Annotated in this window: 25 protein-coding genes; 20 read left to right on the top strand and 5 right to left on the bottom strand. The window is 40.3% G+C overall.

Annotation, left to right across the window (positions count from 1 at the left end; all coding sequences use genetic code 11):
* Positions 1-183 precede the first annotated feature (183 nt).
* From kdsA to ACFO6W_RS08180, 5 genes are read left to right on the top strand one after another with little or no spacing between them, the layout of a single operon-like run.
* On the top strand, positions 184-993 hold the full coding sequence (gene kdsA / locus ACFO6W_RS08200) for a 3-deoxy-8-phosphooctulonate synthase (protein WP_379995177.1): 810 nt from the start codon (positions 184-186) through the stop codon (positions 991-993).
* A complete protein-coding gene (locus ACFO6W_RS08195) occupies positions 990-1,706 on the top strand; it encodes a 2-phosphosulfolactate phosphatase (protein ID WP_379995175.1) in 717 nt (238 codons plus the stop codon). Before kdsA ends, ACFO6W_RS08195 begins: the two co-directional genes overlap by 4 nt.
* Before the next feature lie 9 nt (positions 1,707-1,715).
* The gene (locus ACFO6W_RS08190) at positions 1,716-2,081 is read left to right on the top strand and encodes a YraN family protein (RefSeq protein ID WP_379995173.1); all 366 of its coding nucleotides are present in this window, start codon (positions 1,716-1,718) and stop codon (positions 2,079-2,081) included.
* A gap of 5 nt (positions 2,082-2,086) precedes the next feature.
* On the top strand, positions 2,087-2,458 hold the full coding sequence (locus tag ACFO6W_RS08185) for an MmcQ/YjbR family DNA-binding protein (RefSeq protein ID WP_379995171.1): 372 nt from the start codon (positions 2,087-2,089) through the stop codon (positions 2,456-2,458).
* Positions 2,459-2,474: 16 nt separating this feature from the next.
* Positions 2,475-3,209 carry a biotin--[acetyl-CoA-carboxylase] ligase gene (locus tag ACFO6W_RS08180; RefSeq protein WP_379995169.1) on the top strand — a complete coding sequence of 245 codons (735 nt, stop codon included), beginning with the start codon at positions 2,475-2,477 and terminating at the stop codon, positions 3,207-3,209.
* Between the two features lie 12 nt (positions 3,210-3,221).
* Here ACFO6W_RS08180 and ACFO6W_RS08175 read toward each other — a convergent pair whose 3' ends face one another.
* Entirely contained in the window at positions 3,222-3,479 is a 258-nt protein-coding gene (locus ACFO6W_RS08175; protein ID WP_379995167.1) for a hypothetical protein, read from the bottom strand.
* 206 nt (positions 3,480-3,685) lie between these two features.
* On the opposite strand from ACFO6W_RS08175, the gene argR reads away from it, so the two are divergent.
* The 7 genes from argR to ACFO6W_RS08140 all read left to right on the top strand — a co-directional run bounded on the left by argR (position 3,686) and on the right by ACFO6W_RS08140 (position 10,577).
* Positions 3,686-4,141, top strand: a complete 456-nt coding sequence (gene argR, locus ACFO6W_RS08170; RefSeq protein ID WP_379995165.1) for an arginine repressor — start codon at positions 3,686-3,688, stop codon at positions 4,139-4,141.
* A gap of 46 nt (positions 4,142-4,187) precedes the next feature.
* Positions 4,188-4,784 carry a GNAT family N-acetyltransferase gene (locus ACFO6W_RS08165; RefSeq protein WP_296945126.1) on the top strand — a complete coding sequence of 199 codons (597 nt, stop codon included), beginning with the start codon at positions 4,188-4,190 and terminating at the stop codon, positions 4,782-4,784.
* Between the two features lie 10 nt (positions 4,785-4,794).
* Positions 4,795-6,000, top strand: a complete 1,206-nt coding sequence (locus tag ACFO6W_RS08160; protein ID WP_379995163.1) for an argininosuccinate synthase — start codon at positions 4,795-4,797, stop codon at positions 5,998-6,000.
* 503 nt (positions 6,001-6,503) lie between these two features.
* Positions 6,504-7,472: an N-acetyl-gamma-glutamyl-phosphate reductase gene (gene argC / locus ACFO6W_RS08155; protein WP_379995162.1), complete on the top strand. Its 969-nt coding sequence runs from the start codon at positions 6,504-6,506 to the stop codon at positions 7,470-7,472.
* Between the two features lie 37 nt (positions 7,473-7,509).
* Entirely contained in the window at positions 7,510-8,019 is a 510-nt protein-coding gene (locus tag ACFO6W_RS08150) for a hypothetical protein (RefSeq protein WP_379995160.1), read from the top strand.
* An 88-nt stretch (positions 8,020-8,107) separates the two neighbouring features.
* Positions 8,108-9,454 (top strand): MutS-related protein, encoded by a 1,347-nt coding sequence (locus ACFO6W_RS08145; protein WP_379995158.1) that lies wholly within the window; start codon positions 8,108-8,110, stop codon positions 9,452-9,454.
* 1 nt (position 9,455) lies between these two features.
* Positions 9,456-10,577 carry an aspartate aminotransferase family protein gene (locus ACFO6W_RS08140; protein ID WP_379995156.1) on the top strand — a complete coding sequence of 374 codons (1,122 nt, stop codon included), beginning with the start codon at positions 9,456-9,458 and terminating at the stop codon, positions 10,575-10,577.
* A 26-nt stretch (positions 10,578-10,603) separates the two neighbouring features.
* On the opposite strand, the gene ACFO6W_RS08135 is transcribed toward ACFO6W_RS08140, so the two are convergent.
* Both ACFO6W_RS08135 and ACFO6W_RS08130 read right to left on the bottom strand, forming a co-directional pair.
* Positions 10,604-11,011 carry a DUF2752 domain-containing protein gene (locus ACFO6W_RS08135; protein ID WP_379995154.1) on the bottom strand — a complete coding sequence of 136 codons (408 nt, stop codon included), beginning with the start codon at positions 11,009-11,011 and terminating at the stop codon, positions 10,604-10,606.
* Positions 11,012-11,076: 65 nt separating this feature from the next.
* Positions 11,077-11,379: a CD225/dispanin family protein gene (locus ACFO6W_RS08130; RefSeq protein WP_379995152.1), complete on the bottom strand. Its 303-nt coding sequence runs from the start codon at positions 11,377-11,379 to the stop codon at positions 11,077-11,079.
* 208 nt (positions 11,380-11,587) lie between these two features.
* On the opposite strand from ACFO6W_RS08130, the gene ACFO6W_RS08125 reads away from it, so the two are divergent.
* Positions 11,588-12,337: a glycoside hydrolase family 25 protein gene (locus ACFO6W_RS08125; protein WP_379995150.1), complete on the top strand. Its 750-nt coding sequence runs from the start codon at positions 11,588-11,590 to the stop codon at positions 12,335-12,337.
* Between the two features lie 5 nt (positions 12,338-12,342).
* Here the strand turns inward: ACFO6W_RS08125 and ACFO6W_RS08120 are convergent, their stop codons facing one another.
* Together ACFO6W_RS08120 and ACFO6W_RS08115 are read right to left on the bottom strand one after the other, a co-directional pair.
* Positions 12,343-13,587: a hypothetical protein gene (locus ACFO6W_RS08120; protein ID WP_379995148.1), complete on the bottom strand. Its 1,245-nt coding sequence runs from the start codon at positions 13,585-13,587 to the stop codon at positions 12,343-12,345.
* A gap of 8 nt (positions 13,588-13,595) precedes the next feature.
* Positions 13,596-14,918 (bottom strand): hypothetical protein, encoded by a 1,323-nt coding sequence (locus ACFO6W_RS08115; protein ID WP_379995146.1) that lies wholly within the window; start codon positions 14,916-14,918, stop codon positions 13,596-13,598.
* A 345-nt stretch (positions 14,919-15,263) separates the two neighbouring features.
* Between ACFO6W_RS08115 and ACFO6W_RS08110 the strand changes: the two genes are divergently transcribed.
* From ACFO6W_RS08110 to ACFO6W_RS08080, 7 genes are all read left to right on the top strand, one after another.
* Positions 15,264-15,719, top strand: coding sequence for a cupin domain-containing protein (locus tag ACFO6W_RS08110; RefSeq protein WP_379995144.1), 456 nt, complete (start codon positions 15,264-15,266; stop codon positions 15,717-15,719).
* 274 nt (positions 15,720-15,993) lie between these two features.
* The gene (locus ACFO6W_RS08105; protein WP_379995142.1) at positions 15,994-16,836 is read left to right on the top strand and encodes a prephenate dehydratase; all 843 of its coding nucleotides are present in this window, start codon (positions 15,994-15,996) and stop codon (positions 16,834-16,836) included.
* A 37-nt stretch (positions 16,837-16,873) separates the two neighbouring features.
* The gene (locus tag ACFO6W_RS08100) at positions 16,874-18,040 is read left to right on the top strand and encodes a pyridoxal phosphate-dependent aminotransferase (protein ID WP_379995140.1); all 1,167 of its coding nucleotides are present in this window, start codon (positions 16,874-16,876) and stop codon (positions 18,038-18,040) included.
* A 13-nt stretch (positions 18,041-18,053) separates the two neighbouring features.
* A complete protein-coding gene (locus tag ACFO6W_RS08095) occupies positions 18,054-19,115 on the top strand; it encodes a bifunctional 3-deoxy-7-phosphoheptulonate synthase/chorismate mutase type II (RefSeq protein ID WP_006799604.1) in 1,062 nt (353 codons plus the stop codon).
* A 257-nt stretch (positions 19,116-19,372) separates the two neighbouring features.
* Positions 19,373-21,034 carry an AMP-binding protein gene (locus ACFO6W_RS08090; protein ID WP_379995137.1) on the top strand — a complete coding sequence of 554 codons (1,662 nt, stop codon included), beginning with the start codon at positions 19,373-19,375 and terminating at the stop codon, positions 21,032-21,034.
* 19 nt (positions 21,035-21,053) lie between these two features.
* Entirely contained in the window at positions 21,054-22,742 is a 1,689-nt protein-coding gene (gene ettA / locus ACFO6W_RS08085) for an energy-dependent translational throttle protein EttA (protein ID WP_379995135.1), read from the top strand.
* 1,158 nt (positions 22,743-23,900) lie between these two features.
* A complete protein-coding gene (locus tag ACFO6W_RS08080) occupies positions 23,901-24,032 on the top strand; it encodes a hypothetical protein (protein WP_379995133.1) in 132 nt (43 codons plus the stop codon).
* The last annotated feature ends 40 nt before the right edge of the window (positions 24,033-24,072 follow it).

Genomic DNA, 24,072 nt, shown 5'->3' with positions numbered 1-24,072 from the left:
TTTACTTTACTCTGAAGGCCGGAGCCGGTTTGCTGTTCCTTTTTGTTTAAAACAGGGAATATTTGTCTGTTTTTAATTGTAATATGCTTGTAGTCAGTTGGTTGATGTAAAAATGGGAGAGGCGCTTCTGAAAAAGGTTTAATATTCGTACCTTTGATAAAGTTTTTAATAGATTCTAATCAAATGAATAAAATGGACATTACAAATCTGAAAAATGATAATTTCTTCCTGCTTGCGGGACCTTGTGTTATTGAGGGGGAAGAAATGGCATTACGCATTGCCGAAAAAATAATAGGAATTACATCAAAACTTGATATACCTTATGTTTTCAAGGGGTCGTATAAAAAAGCAAATCGCTCTCGGGTCGATTCTTTTACGGGTATCGGTGACGAAAAGGCTTTGAAAATATTGCGTAAGGTGAACGAAACTTTTGGTGTGCCTACAGTTACGGATATTCATGAGACGCATGAAGCTGCGATGGCTGCCGAATATGTGGATGTATTACAAATACCTGCATTTCTCTGCCGCCAGACCGACCTGCTTATTGCTGCAGCTAAGACCGGGAAAATAGTGAATATCAAAAAAGGTCAGTTTCTTGCTCCGGGTGGGATGAAATTTGCCGCACAAAAAGTTGTGGATTCGGGAAATAATAATGTAATTATAACGGACAGGGGAACGTCTTTCGGATACTCAGATCTGGTCGTTGATTTTCGCGGGATACCCGAAATGAAAGGATTCGGTTTTCCCGTAGTTCTGGATGCTACCCATAGCCTTCAAAAGCCTAATCAGGCTTCGGGTGTTACAGGAGGGCAGCCACAGTTGATAGAAACGATGTGTAAGGCGGGGATTGCTACCGGTGTTGACGGATTGTTCATAGAAACGCACTTCGATCCTGCGAATGCTTTGTCGGATGGGGCAAATATGTTGCCACTCGACCAGTTAGAAGGATTATTGATAAAACTTACACGGATTAAAGCTGCGTTAAAAGAATGAAAGTAGAAGTTTGTTTTTCTCCGGCCTTGTATCCGTTTTATACAAATGATAACAATCATATTACGGTTGTTGTAGATATTTTCAGGGCAACGACCACTATGTGTGCCGCATTGAGAAACGGCGCGGAATCTGTTATACCTGTCGCATCTATAGAAGAAGCGCAGGATTATAAGGCTAAAGGTTATCTTGTCGGTGCAGAGCGTAATGTGAAGCGTTGTGATTTCGCAGATTTTGGGAACTCTCCATTTGATTATACAGCTGATAGAGTGAGCGGTAAGGATATTGTTTTTACTACCACAAACGGAACACAGGCTATCGATATGGCGAAAGATTCGGATATACTGACTGTTGGTGCTTTTTCCAATATTAGCGCTTTAGCTGACTTCTGTGTAGATAAACAAAAGGATGTAATAGTGCTTTGTGCCGGATGGAATAACCGTTTTAATATTGAGGATTCTCTTTTTGGTGGTGCCCTGGCCCGGAAACTGATAGACAGAGGAGGGTATGCTCCCGCCTCGGATGCAACGCAGGTAGCTTTGTCAATGTGGAAAGAGGCTTTGCCGGATGTTCGCAGTTATATTGACCGTACAGAGCATATTAAGCGGCTGGAAGCCCATAACCTGCAAGATTCGGTAGAATACTGTTTAACAGAGGATACCGTAAATTTGGTTCCTGTTTACAGCAAAGAAACCAGGAAAATAACAATCGGCTGATTTTGCTTTATGGCTGAGCATAATGATCTGGGGAAAAAGGGAGAGGATGCAGCGGAGCATTATCTCAGGCAGAAGAGTTATGAAATAATAGAGCGTAATTGGCTATATGAAAAATATGAAATAGATATAATTGTCCGGAATGAGGAATATATTGTTTTTGTAGAAGTAAAGACCCGTAGCTCAAGCCAATGGGGAAACCCGGAGGAAGCAGTATCGAAGGGAAAGATAAAACGGATTGTTGAAGCTGCCGATTTTTACCTTCGGGAATATGATATAGATCAGCCTGCCCGTTTTGATGTGGTTGCTGCAGTCTGGAATGGAGAGAAGTTTGAGATAGAACATATAGACGATGCATTCTTAGCACCTGTAAATTAAAGAAAATGAATATAGAAGAAGTTCGTGAGGCATGTATATCTATAAAAGGAGCAACCGAAAGCTTTCCTTTCGGAGATGATACACTGGTTTATAAAGTAATGGACAAAATGTTTGCCTATATGGGTCTGGAATCAAGAGACGGCGAATTCTGGCTGAATGTGAAATGTGATCCGGAGAAAGCTATTGAACTGAGAGAGTGTTATAATGGCGTCCGACCGGGCTATCATTCGAATAAAAAATATTGGAATACTATTGTTATTGAGAGTGATGTATCTGATGTATTGATAAAGGAACTTATCCAACATTCTGTTGATGAGGTGATAAGGAAATTGCCAAAAGTAAAGCAAGCCGAATATAATAATTTGTCTAATACCTAAATAATCGAACATAACTATGCCTCTGATTATTCACCTTGTCGACGAAATTGACTCTACAAATAATTACCTGAAAAGCCTGTTGTTGAAGCAGAAAGTAAAGGAAGGAACCATTATCTCGGCCGATTTTCAGACCGGAGGCAGGGGGCAGCGTGGTAATGGCTGGCTATCGGAGAAAGGGAAAAACTTATTGTTCAGTATTGTCCTGTATCCGGATACAGTGAAGGCGAACGGGCAGTTTGTTATCTCGCAGATGGTATCGTTAGCGGTAGCAGATTTTCTCCGGAAATATACTGACGGTATTACAATAAAATGGCCTAATGATATCTACTGGCAAGATAAGAAAATATGTGGAATTTTGATAGAGAATACCTTAGAAGGGGATGAGATAAAAGAGTCTGTCTGCGGGATAGGTATTAATCTTAATCAGGAAAGTTTCGGTAGCAGTCTGCCTAATCCTGTTTCTTTAAAGCAAATAACAGGAGAATATTATGAGCAGAGTATTATGCTTGAAGAAGTCAGAGAACTCCTTTTTTCTTATTACGAGCAGTTGAGGAGGGGAGAGATACAGATTATTGCAGAGAATTATAGAGATTCTCTGTTCAGAAAAACAGGTTATCATTTATTTAATGACAACACAAATGATTTTATAGCCAGGATAAAGGATGTAGTCTCCGATGGAACGCTTGTTTTGCAAACGGAAAACGGCAACGAGAGGCGCTTTGCGTTTAAAGAAGTGAGATATGTTCTGTGAATGTGACTTGCTTTAAATCAGGATGTTGTATATTGTATAAGAATGTGTTTCAACTCCCTCGTTTGTACGCTCATAGTGTTTGTCAATATCAATTTTTATACATTTCCTGATATTCAGAAGCAGGAAAATCTCATCGTTCGTCAGATCCTCCTTTTCATATACTACAATACGTGCAAAAGAGTCATCAATTGTGACTTTGGTCGCTTTCTTTTCCGGAGCATCTGACCGCAAGACAGATATTATCGGCTGCTTTTTCTCTGGTTCATCCATTCGATTTCAATAATATATAGGTTTATTTCAAGGCACGATATGCCCTGAAGTGCGAATGCACAAATATAGAAAAATAAATTAAAAAAAGGGATGTTTAACATTTTGCAGATGTGTTATTTACATTATAATATTTTTTATACATTAAATATTTTACAATATGCATAAATATGTGTAAATTTGCGCTATTATTTGCATATTTATACGAAATGACAAAAAAATACAGACATAAAATAATAAGGGAGGTATTGCAGACCAATGAGGTGAGTAGTCAGGATATGCTTCTTAAGCTGTTGATAGATAAAGGATTTGAGCTTACTCAGGCTACCTTGTCCCGTGATATAAAGGAATTGAAAATAGTGAAAGTGCCCACGGCAAGAGGCAGTTATGTGTATCAGTTTTCCGGGTCGATACAGAATGTGGAAGAAGAAACACCTCTGTCTTCTTTTGGTTTTGTAAGTATGGAATTCTCAGGGCAACTGGCAGTAATAAAGACCCGTCCGGGTTATGCTATGGCCATAGCAGGAGAAATAGACCGCAGAGCGACACGTTATATATTAGGTACAGTAGCCGGTGATGATACTATCCTTCTGATACCGAGAGAGAATATAAGCAGGGAGGAGGTAATAGCTTCACTTTCTGAGTTTATACCGAACATTGAATGATAAGACAACAATGAACAACATAGAAGAACTTGTGGTAGAAAAGCCAATGGAGCAACAACAACTTACTATACAGATAGCCAACGAAAGCCATGTCGGATACGTGCAAACGATATTGGATACAATTGAGGCTGCGGCTAAGGTGCGGGGCACGGGAATTGCAAAACGTACACCGGAATATGTGGAACTTAAAATAAAGGAAGGTAAAGCTATTATTGCCCTGATGGGAGATGAATTTGCCGGATTCTGCTATATAGAATCATGGGGAAATAAACAGTTTGTTGCCAATTCCGGGTTAATTGTAGTTGAAAAATTCAGACAGCACGGACTGGCAAAAAAAATCAAACAGCATGCCTTTTCCCTGGCTAGAGCTATGTTTCCGACAGCGAAAGTATTTGGCCTGACATCGGGTGCTGCGGTAATGAAAATAAATACAGAACTGGGGTATGTGCCCGTGACTTTTGCGCAACTGACTGATGATGAGTCTTTCTGGCGTGGTTGTCAGGGATGTGTCAATTATGATATCCTTACCCGTACCGACAGGAAATACTGTATCTGTACTGCGATGCTCTTCGATCCCGAAAAGCAGAAAGACAAGAAGGAGATAAAAGAGATAATCAAAGACCTCAAAAAGCAATTGAAATAACATAACATATATGAAAAAGAAAGTCGTTTTAGCATTCAGTGGAGGATTAGATACATCGTTCTGTGCAAAATATCTGTCCGCTGATATGGGATATGATGTATATACAGCCATAGCCAACACAGGAGGTTTTACCCCCGAAGAATTGAAAGTTATAGAGGAAAAAGCGTATAAATTAGGTGCTGTAAAGCATGTAAGCCTCGACATAACACAGGAATATTACGAAAAGAGCATCAAATATATGATTTTCGGAAATGTATTGCGTAATGGCACATATCCGATTTCGGTCAGCTCGGAACGTATATTTCAGGCGATAGCCATTATTAACTATGCAAAGGAAATAGGCGCTGACGCTGTTGCTCACGGCAGCACAGGAGCAGGAAACGATCAGGTTCGCTTCGACCTGACATTTGATGTGCTTGCTCCCGGCATTGAGATTATTACACCTACCCGCGATATGATTCTTACCCGTGAGTATGAAATCAATTATCTGAAAGAACATGGGTATGAAGCCGATTTTACAAAGATGGTGTATTCCATTAATAAAGGTCTTTGGGGCACAAGCATAGGTGGCAGGGAAACGCTGAAGTCTGAGCAGACTTTACCGGAAGATGCCTATCCGTCCCAATTGAAGAAACAAGGACAGGAAGTTCTTACGATTGATTTCGAAGAAGGTGAAATAGCAGCAGTAAACGGTGAAAAATATGCTGATAAGGTAAAGGCTATCCAGAAGATAGAAGAGATTACATCGGCTTATGCTATCGGCCGCGATATGCATATAGGTGATACTATTATCGGCATAAAGGGGCGTGTGGGCTTTGAAGCCGCGGCTCCGCTGGTAATTATCAATGCGCACAAAATGCTGGAAAAGCATACACTAACCAAATGGCAACAGTATTGGAAAGAGCAGGTAGGTAACTGGTACGGAATGTTTCTTCACGAAGCGCAATATCTGGAACCAGTTATGCGTGATATAGAGGCTTTCCTATCGAGTTCGCAGCAAAATGTAACAGGGCGTGTGAGCATTAAACTTCAGCCATATCATTACGTGCTGATTGGAGTGGAAAGTGATTTCGACCTGATGAAGGCTGATTTCGGGGAGTACGGCGAAGTGAATAAGGCATGGACATCGGATGATGCGAAAGGTTTTACGAAGATTTATGCTATGACAAACAAGATATATCATAGTGTACAGAAAAAGAACGGGAAAGAGTTGTAAATACATTTTTCGTTTATCTATATAATGGCCATAAGCGTATGGGACAGAGCAAAGGTAACATGTATTTAAAATTGAAAATACTGTTACTTTTGTTACCTTTTTGAAATAGTTACAAGTTTGCCTCGCCTTCGCTTCGGCGAATGTTATTTCTTCGCCCTGCGGGCAGTTATGAGTTACAAGTTGGCTGGCGTCTTATTTTGTTTCACGCAGAGACGCAAAGGCGCAAAGTTTTTATATTTTACCAGTTGTTAACTGTTAACTGATGACTGATAACTGTTCACTGTAAATAGTGTAACCTTTGTTACTTTTTAACAAAAGCCTCAGTAAAACTCATTGTGTCTTCTCAGTGGTTCTCAGTGTAACATGAAAAAACTGTTACTTTTGTTACCTTTTGCGCCTTTGCGAGAGAATATTGTTTATTTAAGAAAAAGTAAGGAGGGTATACTCTATAAGAAAAACCATGAAAATATTTGTAAAAAGCTTCTGAAATAAAAAATAGAACTATGATAAAAGCAGGAATTATAGGGGGAGCCGGCTATACTGCCGGAGAACTGATAAGGATATTGATCAATCATCCACAGGTTGAACTGGTATTTGTAAACAGTACAAGTAACGCGGGTAATAAACTCACGGATGTACATAGCGGATTGTTAGGCGATACGGATATGGACTTTACCGACCAGTTACCTTACGATAAAATAGACGTTTTATTCTTTTGTACGGCGCACGGTGATACAAAGAAGTTTCTGGAAACGAATGAGATCCCCGGACATCTGAAAATTATAGACCTGTCTACCGATTACAGACACAAAGCCGAAGGAAATAAATTCATTTACGGCTTACCGGAACTGAATAAAGAAGAGATACGGAAATCATCTTATATCGCAAATCCCGGGTGTTTTGCCACAGCCATACAGTTAGGCCTGTTACCACTGGCGAAAGCCGGATTGCTGAATACTGAAATCCATGTGAATGCTATCACAGGCTCCACCGGGGCGGGAGTAAAGCCGTCGGCAACCTCCCATTTCAGCTGGCGGGAGAATAATATCTCTGTTTACAAGGCTTTCGAACATCAGCACCTGACAGAGATTCGCCAGTCTTTAACTCAGTTACAGGCCGCTTTTACAGAAGATATTAACTTTATACCTGTCCGTGGAAATTTCACCAGAGGTATATTTGTTTCTACCTATCTGAAATTTGACGGAACGATTGAAGATGCAGCGAAATTATATCAGGATTTTTACAAAGAAAGTCCTTTTGTCGTTGTCTCCGATAAAAATATAGATCTCAAGCAGGTGGTAAATACAAATAAATGTATCTTGCATCTGGAAAAGCACGGAAATAGGTTGCTTATCCTTTCCTGTATAGACAATCTGGTAAAAGGAGCGTCGGGACAGGCAGTACATAATATGAACCTGATATTCGGATTGGACGAAACAGAAGGGTTGAAGATGAAAGCTAGTGCATTCTAAAATAATAATTAGATTTTCCAGAAAAGGCAAAATGAATATGGAGAGACTTACAGAGCATGATATAAAAATAATAAGAGATGAAATGAGAATTGGCTTTATATTCTCTTCTCTATTTTTATTTGCTGATCTTCTTTTTAATTTTGTTTATTATATAGAATACGGTATAGACATTTGCTTAATACTGGTAAATATTGGAATCTTGAGTTTATGTATACTTATACCTTTCTTTATGAATAAGAATTATAGGAAGGATTTGGACGCTGGAGAGAAGATTGTAGAGTTAGGTAAGATACAAATAAAAGAATGTAAAAAGAGTTATGAGGCAGGTAGTGGTAATTTATATATCCCTATATTAGGAAATCTCTTTCCTAAGTTATGGGGTTCGCAGCCGAGACTTTCTCTCCTTTGCTATTTAGTAATAAACAATGTAAGATATAAGGTTGATGATGATTTTTATAATAAAGTAAACGAGGAGGAGATTATTAAGATGTATTTTACGATTCATAGTCATATGATGATAGGATTCGAACAAAACATACATTCTTAGGATAATCAGAGAGAAGAAAACCATAAGGTTTATGGAAAATAAAAGATTTATATCTCTAAAAGATATAAACATTATAATATAGCAAGCTATGAAATTTGAAGTAGACTCCCAAACCCTGAAAGACCTTGAAATCTTTGACACAGTCAAAGACGGTACGTCTGTATTCAGCCTGTTTAATCACACTCAGTGTTATGGTGGCAGGAGGATACTCTATAATTTTTTGTCCAATCCTCTGACCGATCTGGAAAAGATAACCGAACGGACAGACACAATCGCGTTCTTTCAGAAATATTTGCCCGAAGGCCTGAGCGTGGATAAAGATTCTCTTGATTTTACTGAATATTATATCCGGCATGGTGATTATCCGACACGCATCCCTACCTGGTTTACAGCCCTGGAGAGGATGATAATGGACAGGATAAGTACGAATACGGAGTACTATCTGGTAAAGAAAGGAGTTGGCTCTACTGTCGACCTGTTGAAAACAATATATGCTTTCTCTCATATTTTGGCAGATAAGTTTAAGGGGAATAATTATCCGAAATTGCTGGAAAAGAATAACGAAAAGGTTCTGGAAATATTTTCTTCGGACGACTATGCCGGCATCATTAAACTGGGGCGGAAAATACCATCTTATGAGACATCCCGGCTCGATTATATGTTTCGCTATACTCACAAAAAGGATATTCTCTTCTTTCTTGACCTTATATACGAATACGATGCTTTTCTATCCATTGCAAAAGCCGCTGATAAATACGGACTGTCGTATGCCGAAATGCTTCCGGCCGATAATAACCGGCTGGAGATAGATGGTTTATACCATCCCTTTGTAGAAGAGGCTATTCCAAATGATATGGGCTTTGAAAAGCCATCAAACCTGTTATTTATATCGGGGCCGAATATGGCTGGCAAATCCACTTTCCTGAAAGCGCTGGGATTGTCTGCATATCTGGCGCATGTGGGATTCCCTGTTCCTGCAAAGAGGATGACTTTGAGTATATTGTCGGGATTGTGTACTACAATTAATATTTCCGACAACCTGAGTTCCGGTTACAGCCATTTTTATGCAGAGGTGATGCGTATCAAGGATGTTGCCCGTCAGCTGAAAACACACCGGAATATGCTGGTGATCTTCGATGAACTATTCAGGGGTACGAATGTGAAAGATGCTTATGACGGCACATTGGCTGTAGTGAATGCATTTACGGAGGTGAAAAGTTCGTTCTTTGTCATATCTTCCCATATTGTAGAGGTTACCAAAGAGTTGGAAGCCAATAAGAATATAGAATTTTCTTATTTCGAGATTCTCGAGCAGGACGGACATCCTGTGTACACATATAAGCTGAAAGACGGAATTTCGCAGGTCAGGTTAGGAATGTACATTATCCGGAAAGAGAACTTAATAGAAACAATTAAAGAAATAAATAATATATAAAATGAAATTATTCGATGTATTTCCGCTGTTCGACATCAATGTCGTGGAAGGTAAAGGATGTTATGTGTATGACGATAAGGGTAATGAATACTTGGACCTTTACGGAGGCCATGCCGTAATATCGGTGGGGCATACACATCCTTACTATGTGGCCAAACTTACAGAACAGTTGAATAAACTCGGGTTCTATTCCAATTCTGTAGTAAATAAGCTGCAACAGGAACTGGCGCAAAAGATGGGAGAACAATGCGGTTACCCCGACTATTTTCTGTTCCTTGTAAACTCAGGTGCAGAAGCAAACGAGAATGCTATAAAACTGGCTTCGTTCCATAATGGACGCAGGAAAGTTCTCTCGTTTAAGAAAGCGTTTCACGGACGTACTTCGGTTACTGTTGCTACAACGGATATCCCAGCGTATTCAGCGCCTGTAAATCAGTCGGAGAATGTAGTCTTCGCTCCGTTTAATGATATTGAATTTGTAAAAAAGGAGTTGGCCACAAAAGAATATTGCTCTGTTATTATAGAAGGTATTCAGGGCGTTGCAGGTATCCAGATACCATACGATGATTTCCTGAAAGAGCTTCGCGACGTTTGTACCGAAACAGGAACTATTCTGATTCTGGACGAGATACAATCGGGCTATGGCCGCAGCGGTAAATTTTTCGCCCATCAGTATGCGGAAATACAAGCCGACCTGATAACTGTTGCTAAAGGTATCGGTAACGGTTTTCCGATGTCGGGAGTTTTGATTAATCCGATGTTTAAAGCTGTATACGGACAATTGGGAACCACATTCGGGGGGAATCATCTGGCTTGTGCGGCAGCTATCGCTGTACTTGACATAATGAAGAACGAGAAGCTTATCGAAAACGCTTACAATGTCGGCGAATTCCTGATGGAAGAACTTAGAAAATTCCCTCAGATAAAAGAAGTACGCGGACGCGGGCTTATGATAGGTATGGAATTTGATGAACCTATAAAAGAAAAACGGACGAAGCTTTTATTTGAAGAAAAAGTTTTTACCGGAGCTACAGGTACACACGTATTTCGTTTACTGCCTCCGCTTTGCCTGACAGTAGAACAGGCAAAAGAGTTTCTCGAAAGGTTTAAAAAAGTGCTCTGAAATATGTGAAGGCTGGTGCCACTTCTTTATGGGGGAGGAGCCAGATAGGTAAACGGCCAGAAAGGGATATTCCTCAGGATAAAAAACAGGATAACTGTAATCAGAAGTGTATATCCGAACCAGGGTTTGAATACAAAGCTTTTCAGGTACTTTTCCTGCCCGAGTATATAAATCCTTACAGCCAGATAATAGAAGTAAGCCAGAAATGGTCCCGCTACGATGAAGAAGATATTATAGCGCAAAGCCTCTGATATATCTCCATGCAATAGGAAATGCAAAGCACGTTGCCCGCCGCATCCGGGACATTCCAGTCCGGTAGCCGCTTTGAATGTACAGGGTGTATTTTCTCCCGCTATATTATAGATTGCATAATAAACGGCTATAATAACGATTGGGAATAAAATGGCTGATATAAGCAGTATATACTTCTTCATAAAAAAGGAAAGGTAATTCCATTGAAATTACCTTTCTGTATTATAATGTTTAAACTTAGTGGCTGTTAAGCTCCGTACTGATCCATGATAGTTTGGTATTGCTCCATGATAGCGGAAATACCACCTGCCAATATGATAGAAACAATAATCCAGACAATTGACAGAATGATCGTACCTATGGCTATCAATGACAATAATTTAGCGTTCTTGGCAGCACTCTCTGCTCCGGCATAATCTCCTGCAAAATATTTGGAATCAACCTGAGTGGAGAAAACAATTGCGATAATACCGAGGATAACACCGATACAACTGACGTATCCGCAGCAGGTTATCAAACTTACAACTGTAGCTATGATAGCTAAAATCAAATTATTATTTGGTCTCGGTGGTTTAGTCGGGTTTTCCCAACTGTTAGCTTGTTGAGCAGGTTCTTGATAACCTTGGTTGCTAAATTCTGTCATGGTTATGATATTATTATTAAAAAAGTTTGTTAATACTGCTCAAATATATATAAAAATATAACATACAAAAAGAAAAATTAATCCTAACTTCGTTATTCGGTTTAAATAAGTATCAATGAAAGTAAAAGTTACCCTGTATTCCCTTATTGTGTTAGCCATGATTGTTTTTATCTGTGCCGGGGTATATGTGGCTTTTATGAATGGATATATCCGTTTGAATTATCCGTCTTTCAAAGATTATCCTGTACAGGGGATTGATGTTTCCCATCATCAGCAAGAGATAGACTGGCATAAGCTGGATAAGAAAAAGGTTCAGTTTGCTTTTATCAAAGCCACAGAAGGAGGCAATCATAAAGATTCCATGTTTCAACTTAACTGGCGCGAAGCCCGTCAGAATAAGATACTGTCGGGAGCCTACCATTTCTTTACTTTTTGTAAAGACGGAGAGGAGCAAGCACGGAATTATATACACTACGTCCCTCGTGATAGTATAGATTTACCACCTATTATCGACCTGGAGTATGGAGGAAACTGTAGCCCTGCAAACCGGAAGGAGGATCTGATCACTGAAATAGCCAACTACTTTGAGATTATAGAAGACCATTATCAGCGCAAGGTGATTATCTATACCACAAATGAATTCTATAAAAATTACCTGCAACACCAATTCCCGGATAATCCTATCTGGATACGTGATATTATCGCAAAACCCAATTTACCCGATGGCCGTGACTGGCTATTCTGGCAATTCTCGAACCGGGGCCGGATAGACGGCATAGATACCCCGGTCGACCTGAATGCCTTCAATGGAAGCCACGAAGAATTTGAAAAGCTTTTAAATAAAAAGGCTCTTGTCAGTGAATAACTCTTTTATTTTCCATTCCATAATTCCTTAATGACTTCTTCCTGTGAATATCCGAGCGGGCAATCATCGCTCCTGGTGTTCGCCCTATAGCTTCCTTCCGATTTATTAGGGCATGTGATCATACGAAAGCCCGGCATTTCGAGATGACCGTCGGGATCATATTTCCTGATCCACTTGTAGACATAACGAAGCCACTCATTTCTATATGTTTCCGGCTGGAGTGAAAACCATGATATCTCATCCCATCCCCATACAAAATGACTTTCCAGATTTGCTACATTGGGCTTTTCTCCCCGCCCGAAATTATCGAACTCTACCAGATACGGGAGGTTACCGCATTTCCATCCGCTTGGAGTGATGCAACCTTTACTTTTATTGTATATGGCATCCAGATAATTTTCTTCCAATATACCCTCATACGGTTTTTCCGGTATTTCTTTAATCCGTAATGGAAACGAATTGAAATCCAATAAACTTACCCCGTCTTTTATCATATCGCCTTTGGGTACATGCGCATCTATCAGTACCCAGTTGCGCCGTGCATGTAGCTGAGCATAATTCCGTATTTTTTTCAGAATGCTTTCCCAGGCTTCTCTCTCGGGATCGCTCATCCCCATAAGTTCGACCTGTCCGATATGGAATGCTTCACAACCAAGGTTGATATATGAACCTGCCAGAAAGTAGAACCATAGTTGAGTCTCCTGTTTGCTTATATCGGGAACGCTACTCCCTTCATGCCAGTGATTAACCAGTTTCCCTTCATTATTGAGCATACTGTCGTAAGAGAAAAAGCGGTCTTCGGCCGGGAGGTCGAAATCTTCGAATACCCATACCGGTATCTTTACATTATCTACATCCCGCGTGATAATCTCAAATATACAGGCCTGAAAAATCATTTCGGGATCAAATGCGTGCATTTCAGTAATAATGGCTTTGGCCCTCGTCCAAAACTCCGGTGAATTTAAAAGGCTTTCACCGCCCCATCGGTAAATGGAACGCCCTATGAATTTAGCTCCAATGTTTTTTACCATCCTTATATCATCCCTATGGTAGGGATATGTACGCCTGCCTTCAGGCTTATCGGGCATAAGAAAGTACACCATTGTGATTGATTTGTCGAGATAATTACCCAGAACATCTTCCCGTATGCCGTTTTTATCAAAATGATAAGATTTTTTATTACCCTTGGTTTCACAGGAGGAGAAGCTGAAAATTATAGAACTTACAATGAATGTTATGAGCAGTTTCATATCTGTATTTATTTATTTTTCGATTCGGGAGTGATTTCTATTGTCTGCCATTGTGACCCGCCTTTAAATCCGACCGGGCCGCTTTCTTTCCGCATCAGTCCGTTCAGCCGGAAAAAGTTCTCGAAATGCTTATTCATTATCGTTTCTCCCGACCCCACTGCTATGAGCGTAGGGCCATCCTGATCTGCTCCATAGCCGCCTTGCGCCGCTGATTTAATATCAGGTATATAATTCGGCCATGTACCTTTATACCATGTGTAACCAAAGAGAAATGGGATACTTCCGGCATCCCGCATCTTTTGTTTCCACTCCAACTGAAGTTGTACAAACGGTTCGCCCGGACAAGTAGAAATAGCTATATTGTCATTGAGCAGAATTGTTGAGATATGAACATCAAAAAGAGCATCGGACTTGAATCTTCCTGTAAATTGCAGTGAATCGTTCATATATCTTATGCCGGCCTGCTTGATTGCCGAGGGAGTCAGTGATCCGGTTAGTTTAATAGCCTCATATGCAAGCAGGCTTCCAACCCGTTCTATGGTTCTGTAGTCCGTCTTAAATGAATCGTCCGGACCACTTCTCCTCGAACTGATAATCAATGATTCTATATTTCCGGCGCCACCCTGTACAAACAGGCAAACCGCGTTATTCCCAAAAGCTTCCTCGACTTTTTTGCAGGCAACTCCCGGAAAATCAGCTGAAATCTCATAATTGCTGCATACTATATCGGCGTGACAGGCATAATTCATTACAATTCCCTTTGTATTTCCCTGCATATCTTCCACCTTTATAACTCCCACTTCAGGATCTACGGGGCCAAAAGGAATACGTTCCGGATTTTCAGAAGTATAATGATCGTCTGAGAACCATGATTCCCGCGAATGTCCATCTTCCCTTACTATCAATCGGTTGAACCCAAGTTGAGGGAATTTTCGGTGACCGGCAGCCAGTTTTGCCGGAAACATATTGTCTGTAGCTTCTTTCAATGCTTTGGTTAATTGGCTTATGACAAGAGTTTCGTCCCTTTTTCCGGAAGAATGGGTATGTGATGAAGATAAAAATAATACATCTAAGCCAAACTGTTCTTTACCTATTTTGGCTATCCGGTCACTTGTGTAGATGCCCTGGTCGACAGCGATAAATCCTACTCGTTTATCCCCGTCCCGTAATATCAGAACACGGGCATATAATGAGTCGTGCAGTGGTATTTCGTGTGGTGATGTGATATTTACTTTCGATAATCCGGCAGTGATTGTGCCTGATTGTGCAATACTGATCCCCGATAAGGATATACAACAAAAAATTATCAATAAAAATTTTATTCCGGACATAGAATATCAGATTTAAATCGTTAGTTAAATTAAGATGACGGTTCAAATGTAACTAATTAATTTTCAAATAACTAATGCTTGGGTTCGCAGGCCTGTTTAATCAAATGTACAGAATACAATATGGTGCAGATACTTTTCTTGTCCATAGAATGTCCTGCAAATATTTTTGTTATTTATTCTCTTATCGGAAAATTACAATATCTTTTTTTGAAAAATATGTCATATTATAAATTACTGATTCTTAAAAAATCATATCTTCGTTTACCTTATAGATAAATAATATTTCAGAAAATAACTGTACGGGACTTTTAATCATCCTGATATGTAGAAATAAAAATAGATTATATGAAAGAAATAAAGCGAATATCAGAAAATGAAAATTACACGGCAATTAATATCGGCCGTTTAGAAAACCTGAATGAATATTCCCTTATCCATCCTAAGAATAGACAGGAGATAACAGGCAAAGTTTTCCTGAAAGAAGCGACAGGTGCAACGGGTACCGAAATTTCATTTCAGATGCTACCACCCAAAACCGATATTTCCTATTTTCATATTCATAAACAAAATGAAGAGACCTATATAGTATTAAAGGGTTTTGGCGATTTTCAGGTAGATGAGGATTGCTTCCCTATAGCAGAAGGCAGTGTGGTGAGAGTATCACCGGCAGGAAAGAGGTGCTTGCGTAATTCTTCTGATGAAACAATGATCTATATGGTCATCCAGTCGAAGGAAGATTCTCTGAATCAGTATAGTTCTGCTGATGGGGAGCGGGTTCTTTACGATCCTAAATGGAAATAGCGGAGGATACACGGATTTACTTATTTTAAAATTTTTGAAATAAAAAAGACAAAATGTTTGTTTTATTCAAAAAAGTATTACTTTTGTATCCATAATCATAACAAGGTTATTGAAATGAAGAATTTTTCTACATACTTTTTCTTTTTTTACTTTTACTTTTTTAGAAGGTGAAACAGGATTTTGTATGAGAAAATTGAAAATAAAATAAAACAATCAGATATATAGAATCCTGTCAAGTATGACGGGATTTTTTTTTTGACAATAAGCTAAATAAATGAGAAAAGTTGCAATACAAGGAGGACTGGGAGCATATCACGGCATTGCCGCTGAAAATTTCTTTGAAGAAGAGGTCGAAATAGTGCCCTGCATTACATTTCGCGATATCTTTACTACCATCAAAAAAGAGCCGAATACGATTGGTATTATGGCTATAGAAAATACCATTGCCGGGAGCCTTTTGGGTAATTATGAATTACTGAAAGAGAATAAGCTTCCTATTGCAGGTGAGTTTAAGCAACGTATATCTCATTGTCTGGCAGCGCTTCCCGGACAAACCATCCATGATATAAAGGAAGTGGAATCGCATCCTATCGCGCTGATGCAATGTACTAATTTTCTGGATACATTACCCGGGGTACGCATTATTGAACATGAGGATACAGCTCTGGCAGCGAAAGATGTCGCCGAAAAGCGTTTGCATGCTACGGCTGCTATATGCAGCGTGAGAGCAGCTGAAATTTATGGACTGGATATACTGGCGAGAGGAATTGAGACGAATAAGCACAATTTTACTCGCTTTCTTATTTTTGGCAATAAATGGATAGTACAGGAGATTCAGCTAAACGAGGTCATAAACAAATCATCTATTGTGTTCACCCTGCCGCATACCGAAGGAAGCCTTTCGAAAGTATTGTCTGTATTTTCTTTCTATGGTATCAGTCTCACCAAGATACAGTCTTTGCCTATTGTCGGCCGGGAGTGGGAATATCAGTTTTATGTAGACCTCAAATTCTCGGATTTGGAACGTTATCACCAATCGCTGGATGCTATCCGTCCCCTGATAAGTGAACTTAAAACACTGGGTGAATACCCGGAAGGCCGTCAGAGCGAACTTTAATTTTGAATTCCTGGAATCTTTAAATATTGAAATCAATATGAATATAATACCCGCCGACCGCCTGAATACAGTGCAGGAATACTATTTCTCTACCAAATTGAGAGAAGTAGCGGAAATGAATGCCGCAGGGAAGAATGTGATCAGCCTTGGCATTGGTAGTCCCGATCTGCCTCCATCAGAAGAAACGGTAAGGGCTCTGAGTGAATCCGCTGCGAAAAATGACGCGCATGGTTATCAGCCGCATGTGGGTATCCCTCAGCTGCGTGATGCTTTTGCTACGTGGTACAAACGTTGGTATGGTGTGACGATCGATCCGGCAAAGGAGATACAGCCGCTAATCGGCTCAAAAGAAGGTATCCTTCACATCTCTCTGGCGTTTCTGAACCCCGGAGACGGGGTCTTGGTGCCTAATCCCGGTTATCCTACATACACATCTGTAAGTAAGATGGCAGGTGCGAAGATTCATACATACGATCTGGATGAAAATAACAACTGGCAGCCCGATTTTGAAGCATTGGAAAAAATGGATTTATCCGGTGTAAAGCTGATGTGGGTTAATTATCCGAATATGCCGACAGGAGCAAATGGTTCGTTAGGCCTGTTCGAGAAGCTGGTTGCATTTGGCAGGAAGCATGGTATTGTCATCGCCCATGATAATCCGTATAGCCTTATATTGAACGAGAATCCGCTTAGTATCATGCAAGTGGAGGGAGCAAAAGAGATTTGTATAGAGTTGAATTCTATGAGTAAATCGCATAATATGCCCGGATGGCGTATTGGTCTGGTTGTTTCCAATCCTCAGTTTATAGGGTGGATACTCAAAGTGCTCAGCAACATCGAAAGCGGCATTCTAAAACCCATGCAAATGGCTGCTATCGCTGCATTGAATAATTCGGATGAATGGCATAGGAAAAACAATATAGAACTATATGCAAACCGCCGTAGATATGCTGCTGCCATAATGGATGAACTGGACTGCACATATGATGAGAATCAGGTAGGTATGTTTCTTTGGGGAAAAATACCTGCGAAGTATAAAAGCAGCGAGGAACTGGCAGATAAAATCTTATACGATGCCAGAGTATTCCTTACACCCGGGTTTATATTTGGGAGCAAAGGGGAGAGATACATCCGTATATCGCTTTGCTGCAATGAACATATGCTGAAAGAGGCACTGGAAAGAATAAAGAAATTACAATCATAAAAACTCAGATAAAATGGAATTAGAATCAATCTTACTGCCGGGAGTTGACCCGGAACGTCCTTTGGTGATCGCGGGCCCGTGTAGCGCCGAAACGGAGGAACAAACATTAAATACAGCCCGCCAACTGGCAGCTGATGGTATCAAAATTATGCGTGCAGGCATCTGGAAACCACGCACAAAACCCGGAGGATTTGAAGGTGTAGGCAGTGAAGGTCTTGCATGGTTGAAAAAAGTGAAGCAGGAAACAGGAATGTATGTCTCAACTGAAGTTGCTACACAGAAGCATGTATATGAAGCATTGAAGTACGGCATAGATATGCTCTGGATAGGAGCCCGCACCACGGCTAACCCGTTTGCTGTACAGGAGATTGCAGAAGCTTTACAAGGTGTGGATATACCTGTATTGGTAAAGAATCCGGTAAATCCCGATTTGGAATTATGGATCGGGGCACTCGAACGCCTTAGCAATGTAGGGTTGACTAAACTGGGCGCGATCCATCGTGGATTCAGTTCGTATGATAAAAAGATCTACCGTAATCTTCCCCAATGGCATATCCCTATCGAACTGAAACGCCGTTACCCTGATTTGCCTATCATCTGCGACCCAAGCCATATCGGAGGTAAGCGCGATCTGATCCAACCTCTTTCTCAACAGGCTATGGACCTGAATTTCGAAGGGCTGATTATTGAAACACATTGCGATCCTGATAATGCATGGAGCGATGCTTCGCAACAAGTGACACCATCGAGGTTGAAAGAAATTCTTTCGGTTTTGGTTATCCGCGATGGTAAGCAGTCGACGGAAGACTTGTCGGTATTGCGCAGGCAGATTGACGAAATAGATGACCAGTTGCTGGAACTACTGGCCAAACGTATGCGTATTTCTTGCGAGATAGGTACATTCAAGAAAGAACATAACATGACTATCGTGCAGACCGACCGCTATGATGAGATACTAAGCAAGCGTATTTCCCAGGCAGAAGGTATGGGTATGAATCCTGAATTTATGCGTGTTGTTCTGGAAGCGATTCACGAAGAGTCTGTAAGACAGCAAATAGATATTCTGAATAAGTAAATATCTGTTTATCAGTTATTAAGTAAAGGGTGGATTTTGTTCACCCTTTATTTATATATCTTGATAGTTTATTGTGACAGGTGTCAGATATAATTTAACAAAGAATACTTTCCATATATTAATAATTCTAACAAAAGTACCTGTATGGTATAATGCTTACTGGTATTACTGTTACAATTATGATATTTGCAATGTTTATATGGCATATAATCTAAGAATTTGTTTACATTTGCACATATCACCTATAGAATGATTATATGGAAAATAATAAATTTTTAACGCTCATCCGGGAGGGAATAATTAATAACTGGGAACGTCCCGCATTGACCGATTATAACGGAGAAACATACCTATATAAGGATTTTGCAAAAAAAATAGCGCAATTACATATCTTGTTCGATGATCTTGAGGTTCAGAAAGGAGATAAAATCGCTATCTGCGGCAAGAATTCGGCTAACTGGGCTGTAGCCTTTTTCGGCTCGCTTACTTATGGAGCTGTTATAACTACGATTCTGCATGATTTTAGCGGGGAGAATATACATACGCTTGTAAATCATTCCGAAGCGAAAGTCCTGTTTGCGGATGAATATGTATGGTCTAAGGTAGATCCAGTACAAATGCCGTCTGTGGAAGCTATTTTACTGATAGATGACTTTTCGGCGCAGAAATCACGTTCAGCTAAGTTTTTGGAATCATGCTCTCATTTGGAACAGACATTCAATGTTAAATATCCGAAAGGATTCTCACAGGAAGATGTCATCTTTTATGACGAGTCTCCGGATGAACTGGCAGTACTTAATTATACGTCAGGAACTACCAGTAATCCTAAGGGAGTGATGATCCCGTACCGGAGTTTGTGGTCAAATACCCGTTTCGCGATAGATAGTATTGAATTTGTGAAAGCGGGTGACGGCATAGTATGTATGTTGCCTATGGCGCATATGTACGGGTTAGCCTTCGAGGTATTGCTATCTATAGCCAAGGGTTGTCACATACATTACCTGACCCGTGTCCCTTCACCTCAAATAATTCTGGATGCTTTTTCTAAAGTGAATCCGACATTAGTGCTGGCTGTACCGCTTATTATCGAAAAGATAATACAGACCCGTGTTTTTCCTCAATTGAAGAAACAACCGGTCAGGACGTTAATTAAAATCCCTTTCTTCAGAAAAAAAATATATAAAAAAATTGCTGAAAAACTTGTACCTGTCTTTGGCAATAAGCTGGTTGAGGTGGTCATTGGAGGAGCTGCCTTGAATAAAGAGGTCGGGGCATTTCTCACGGATATAAGATTTCCATACACAGTTGGTTATGGTATGACCGAATGCGGCCCGCTTATTTCCTATGAATATTGGGAAACATATAAGCAAGGGTCGTGTGGCCGCCCTGTCGACCGTATGAGTGTGCGCATAGAATCATCCAATATGGAAACTGAAGCTGGAGAAATAATAGTGAAGGGACAAAATGTGATGTTGGGATACTACAAAAATGAAGAAGCGACCAACCAGGTTCTGGATAGTGCGGGATGGTTGCGTACCGGGGATTTGGGCGTGATGGACCGCGATGGATTCCTGTTTATTCGCGGCCGTAGTAAAACGATGATACTCAGTGGATCGGGGCAGAATATCTATCCGGAAGAAATTGAAGACTATTTCAATAATTCACCTTATATTGCCGAATCACTTGTAATCGAGGAAAATGGCAAACTGATCGCCCTTATTTATCCTGATAAAGATTATTTGAAGGCGCATGATGTGAAAGAAGAGGATTATTCTGCTATTTTTGTGGCTGAATTGAAAGCGATAAACAAACGCCTGCCGGGATACAGTCAGGTGGTGAATTTCAGATTGCAGGATCAGGAATTTGAAAAGACGCCAAAACGGAGTATTAAACGCTTTTTATATCAAAAGAACTCATAACTCTAACTAATATAGACTCATGTCAGTAGACGATAAAAAGATTATTTTTTCAATGATGGGCGTCGGTAAATTATACCCGCCACAAAAACAAGTATTAAAGAACATTTACCTGTCATTCTTCTATGGAGCCAAGATCGGCATCATCGGCCTCAACGGTTCGGGTAAATCCACGCTGTTGAAGATTATAGCCGGAATAGATAAGGAATATCAGGGCGAAATAGTATCGGACAAAGGCTTTTCGGTGGGATACCTTGAACAGGACCCGAAGCTCGACCCTGCCAAAACCGTAAAGGAAATAGTGCAGGAAGGTGTACAGCCTATAATGGACCTGCTGAAAGAATATGAAGGCATTAACGAAAAATTCGGATTGCCCGAATATTACGAGGATGCAGATAAAATGGACGCTCTTTTTGCCCGTCAGGCAGTATTGCAGGATAAGATAGATGCGAGCGACGCATGGAATATAGACAATAAGCTCGAGCGTGCGATGGATGCGCTCCGTTGTCCGCCCGAAGACCAATTGACCGCAAATCTCTCGGGAGGGGAAGCCCGTCGTGTAGCACTTTGCCGCCTGTTGCTCCAGGAACCGGATGTATTGCTACTCGATGAGCCTACCAACCATTTGGACGCGGAGTCTATCGATTGGTTGGAGCAACATCTTCAACAGTATAAAGGTACAGTAATCTGTATCACCCACGACCGCTACTTTCTCGACCATGTTGCCGGATGGATTCTTGAACTCGACAGAGGAGAAGGTATCCCGTGGAAAGGAAACTATACATCATGGCTTGAGCAAAAGACCAAGCGTATGGAGCAGGAAGAAAAGCAGGCCAGCAAGCGCCGCAAAACCCTCGAACGGGAGTTGGAGTGGGTGCGTATGGCTCCCAAAGCCCGTCATGCAAAAGGTAAAGCCCGTTTGAATGACTATGAGAAGATGCTGAATGCCGACCAGAAAGAGCGGGAAGAAAAACTTGAGATATTTATTCCTAACGGCCCGCGTCTCGGTAATAAGGTAATAGAGGCACATGGAGTAACAAAAGCTTTCGGAGATAAGCTCTTGTTCGATAATCTAGAATTTATGCTGCCGCCATCGGGTATTGTCGGTATTATCGGACCAAATGGAGCAGGTAAAACCACCTTGTTCCGCTTGATTCAAGGCTTGGAAAAAGCTGATAAGGGAACATTTGAAGTAGGTGAGACCGTAAAGATAGGTTATGTAGATCAATCGCATGCTGATATCGATCCTAATAAGACTGTCTATCAGGTTATTTCGGGAGGAAGCGAGTTTGTCCGCGTAGGAGGGAAAGATATTAATGCCCGCGCTTACTTGTCCCGCTTTAATTTCTCGGGAGGAGACCAGGAAAAACTTACCGGTATACTTTCCGGAGGGGAGCGTAATCGTCTGCATCTGGCATTGACGCTGAAGTCGGAAGCCAATGTATTGCTTCTCGATGAGCCTACCAATGATATCGACGTAAATACATTGCGTGCATTGGAAGAAGGTTTGGAAAACTTTGCAGGATGCGCTGTTGTGATATCGCATGACCGTTGGTTCCTCGACCGTATCTGTACACATATCCTGGCTTTTGAAGGTAATTCGGAAGTATTCTTTTTTGAAGGGAGTTACAGCGAATACGAAGAAAATAAAAAGGCACGCTTGGGCAATGTGGAGCCGAAGCGTATCCGTTACAGAAAACTGATTAATTGATACCGGGCGGCCGGTTAAAAGGCTGCCGGATTCATCTGTTACTACGTCGTTGAGGTGTGGACTGAAAAAAAATTAAGAAATGACTTTAATATGGAAGTAATTCGATTAAAGTCATTTTCTTTGATATCCTCTTCTATATAAAAAAGGAAGAATATAAGAAAAGCCTGTCTCACAACAGGCCTAACCAAAACTTCTAAATAATCTTACGCTGACATTTAATGTATAAAACAAAGTTAAATATCAATTTTGTAGATTTTTTGAGCGTCGAAAATTATTTGGCCCGGTACTTATGTAGAACAATTCAAAGGATAATCGGGTACTGGAAAGCGGCCTTACGGTATCACGAACAAACAGCCAGGATAATAAAACATAACTGTTACCAACCGTATTCGCATTAGCAGCAAGAAATATCTATGCACAAACCCCGGAGATGGCAGTAATCCCGTTCCATGAGACAAAAGATTCAATACCCGGTACGGTAGCGGCTGATTAATTAAAAAATCATAACATCTGCAACTAAAGGTATGTTGCATACATCTAACATATGTGTATCGACAGCAGATTTAGTTACATTTGCTCTTGTTTTTATAAACGATGCGTGTCAGAGTTTGAAAACCTAGTGTTACTTTATTCGTATATTTTTATCTATAAATACAGATAACAGGTATGTATATAACAAAAGCTGACAGGGTGAAAAATTTCGAAAAGGTTGTTACCTTTGTTACTTTTTGATAAAATATATGTTGATTATCAGTAAAGTAAATATTTCTTTAGAAAAGGCAGAAGTGCCGTCCCTTCACTTGGAGATTGATTCTGGACAGAGTTTGTACCGGGCAATAGCTGCTGGGTTCTTTGAGGAAGAAACAATGAAAAATAACGTGAAAAGTGTGTCAGGTTTGTCAAGTTTTTGTCAAGTTTTTTGCAAGAATTACAAATGATTGCGCTCTGCGGGCAGTAACAAGTTACGAGTAAAATATTGTTCATTGGATAACTATTGACTCATAATTGAAAAATGTGTTACCTTTGTTACTTTCAATTATTGATTATGATAACTCCTATATAAATGAAAAGAGCAGACCTGTATCAAACTTTATTTTTATATGTGTTTTGTTGTCAGTATGTTATGTGCATTTAGACTAGATATTATTTTAATAAATAATGGAAAATAATAAAGATATGACCCGCTATATTACCGGTTTGAAGAGAATCAGTGACTATCTAGGAAAAGATACTGGAGATATGTACCATATGGGGACCGATAGCAGCGGTGGAGGAGATGATTCAAAATAGATGAGAATCTAAGGAACAAAAAAGAAAAAACGTTTTAACT

Source organism: Dysgonomonas termitidis (genome assembly GCF_042654545.1).
Taxonomy (GTDB): domain Bacteria; phylum Bacteroidota; class Bacteroidia; order Bacteroidales; family Dysgonomonadaceae; genus Dysgonomonas; species Dysgonomonas termitidis.
The sequence above is the reverse complement of the archived record's forward strand: the minus strand, read 5'-3'. Positions and strand labels throughout refer to the sequence as shown.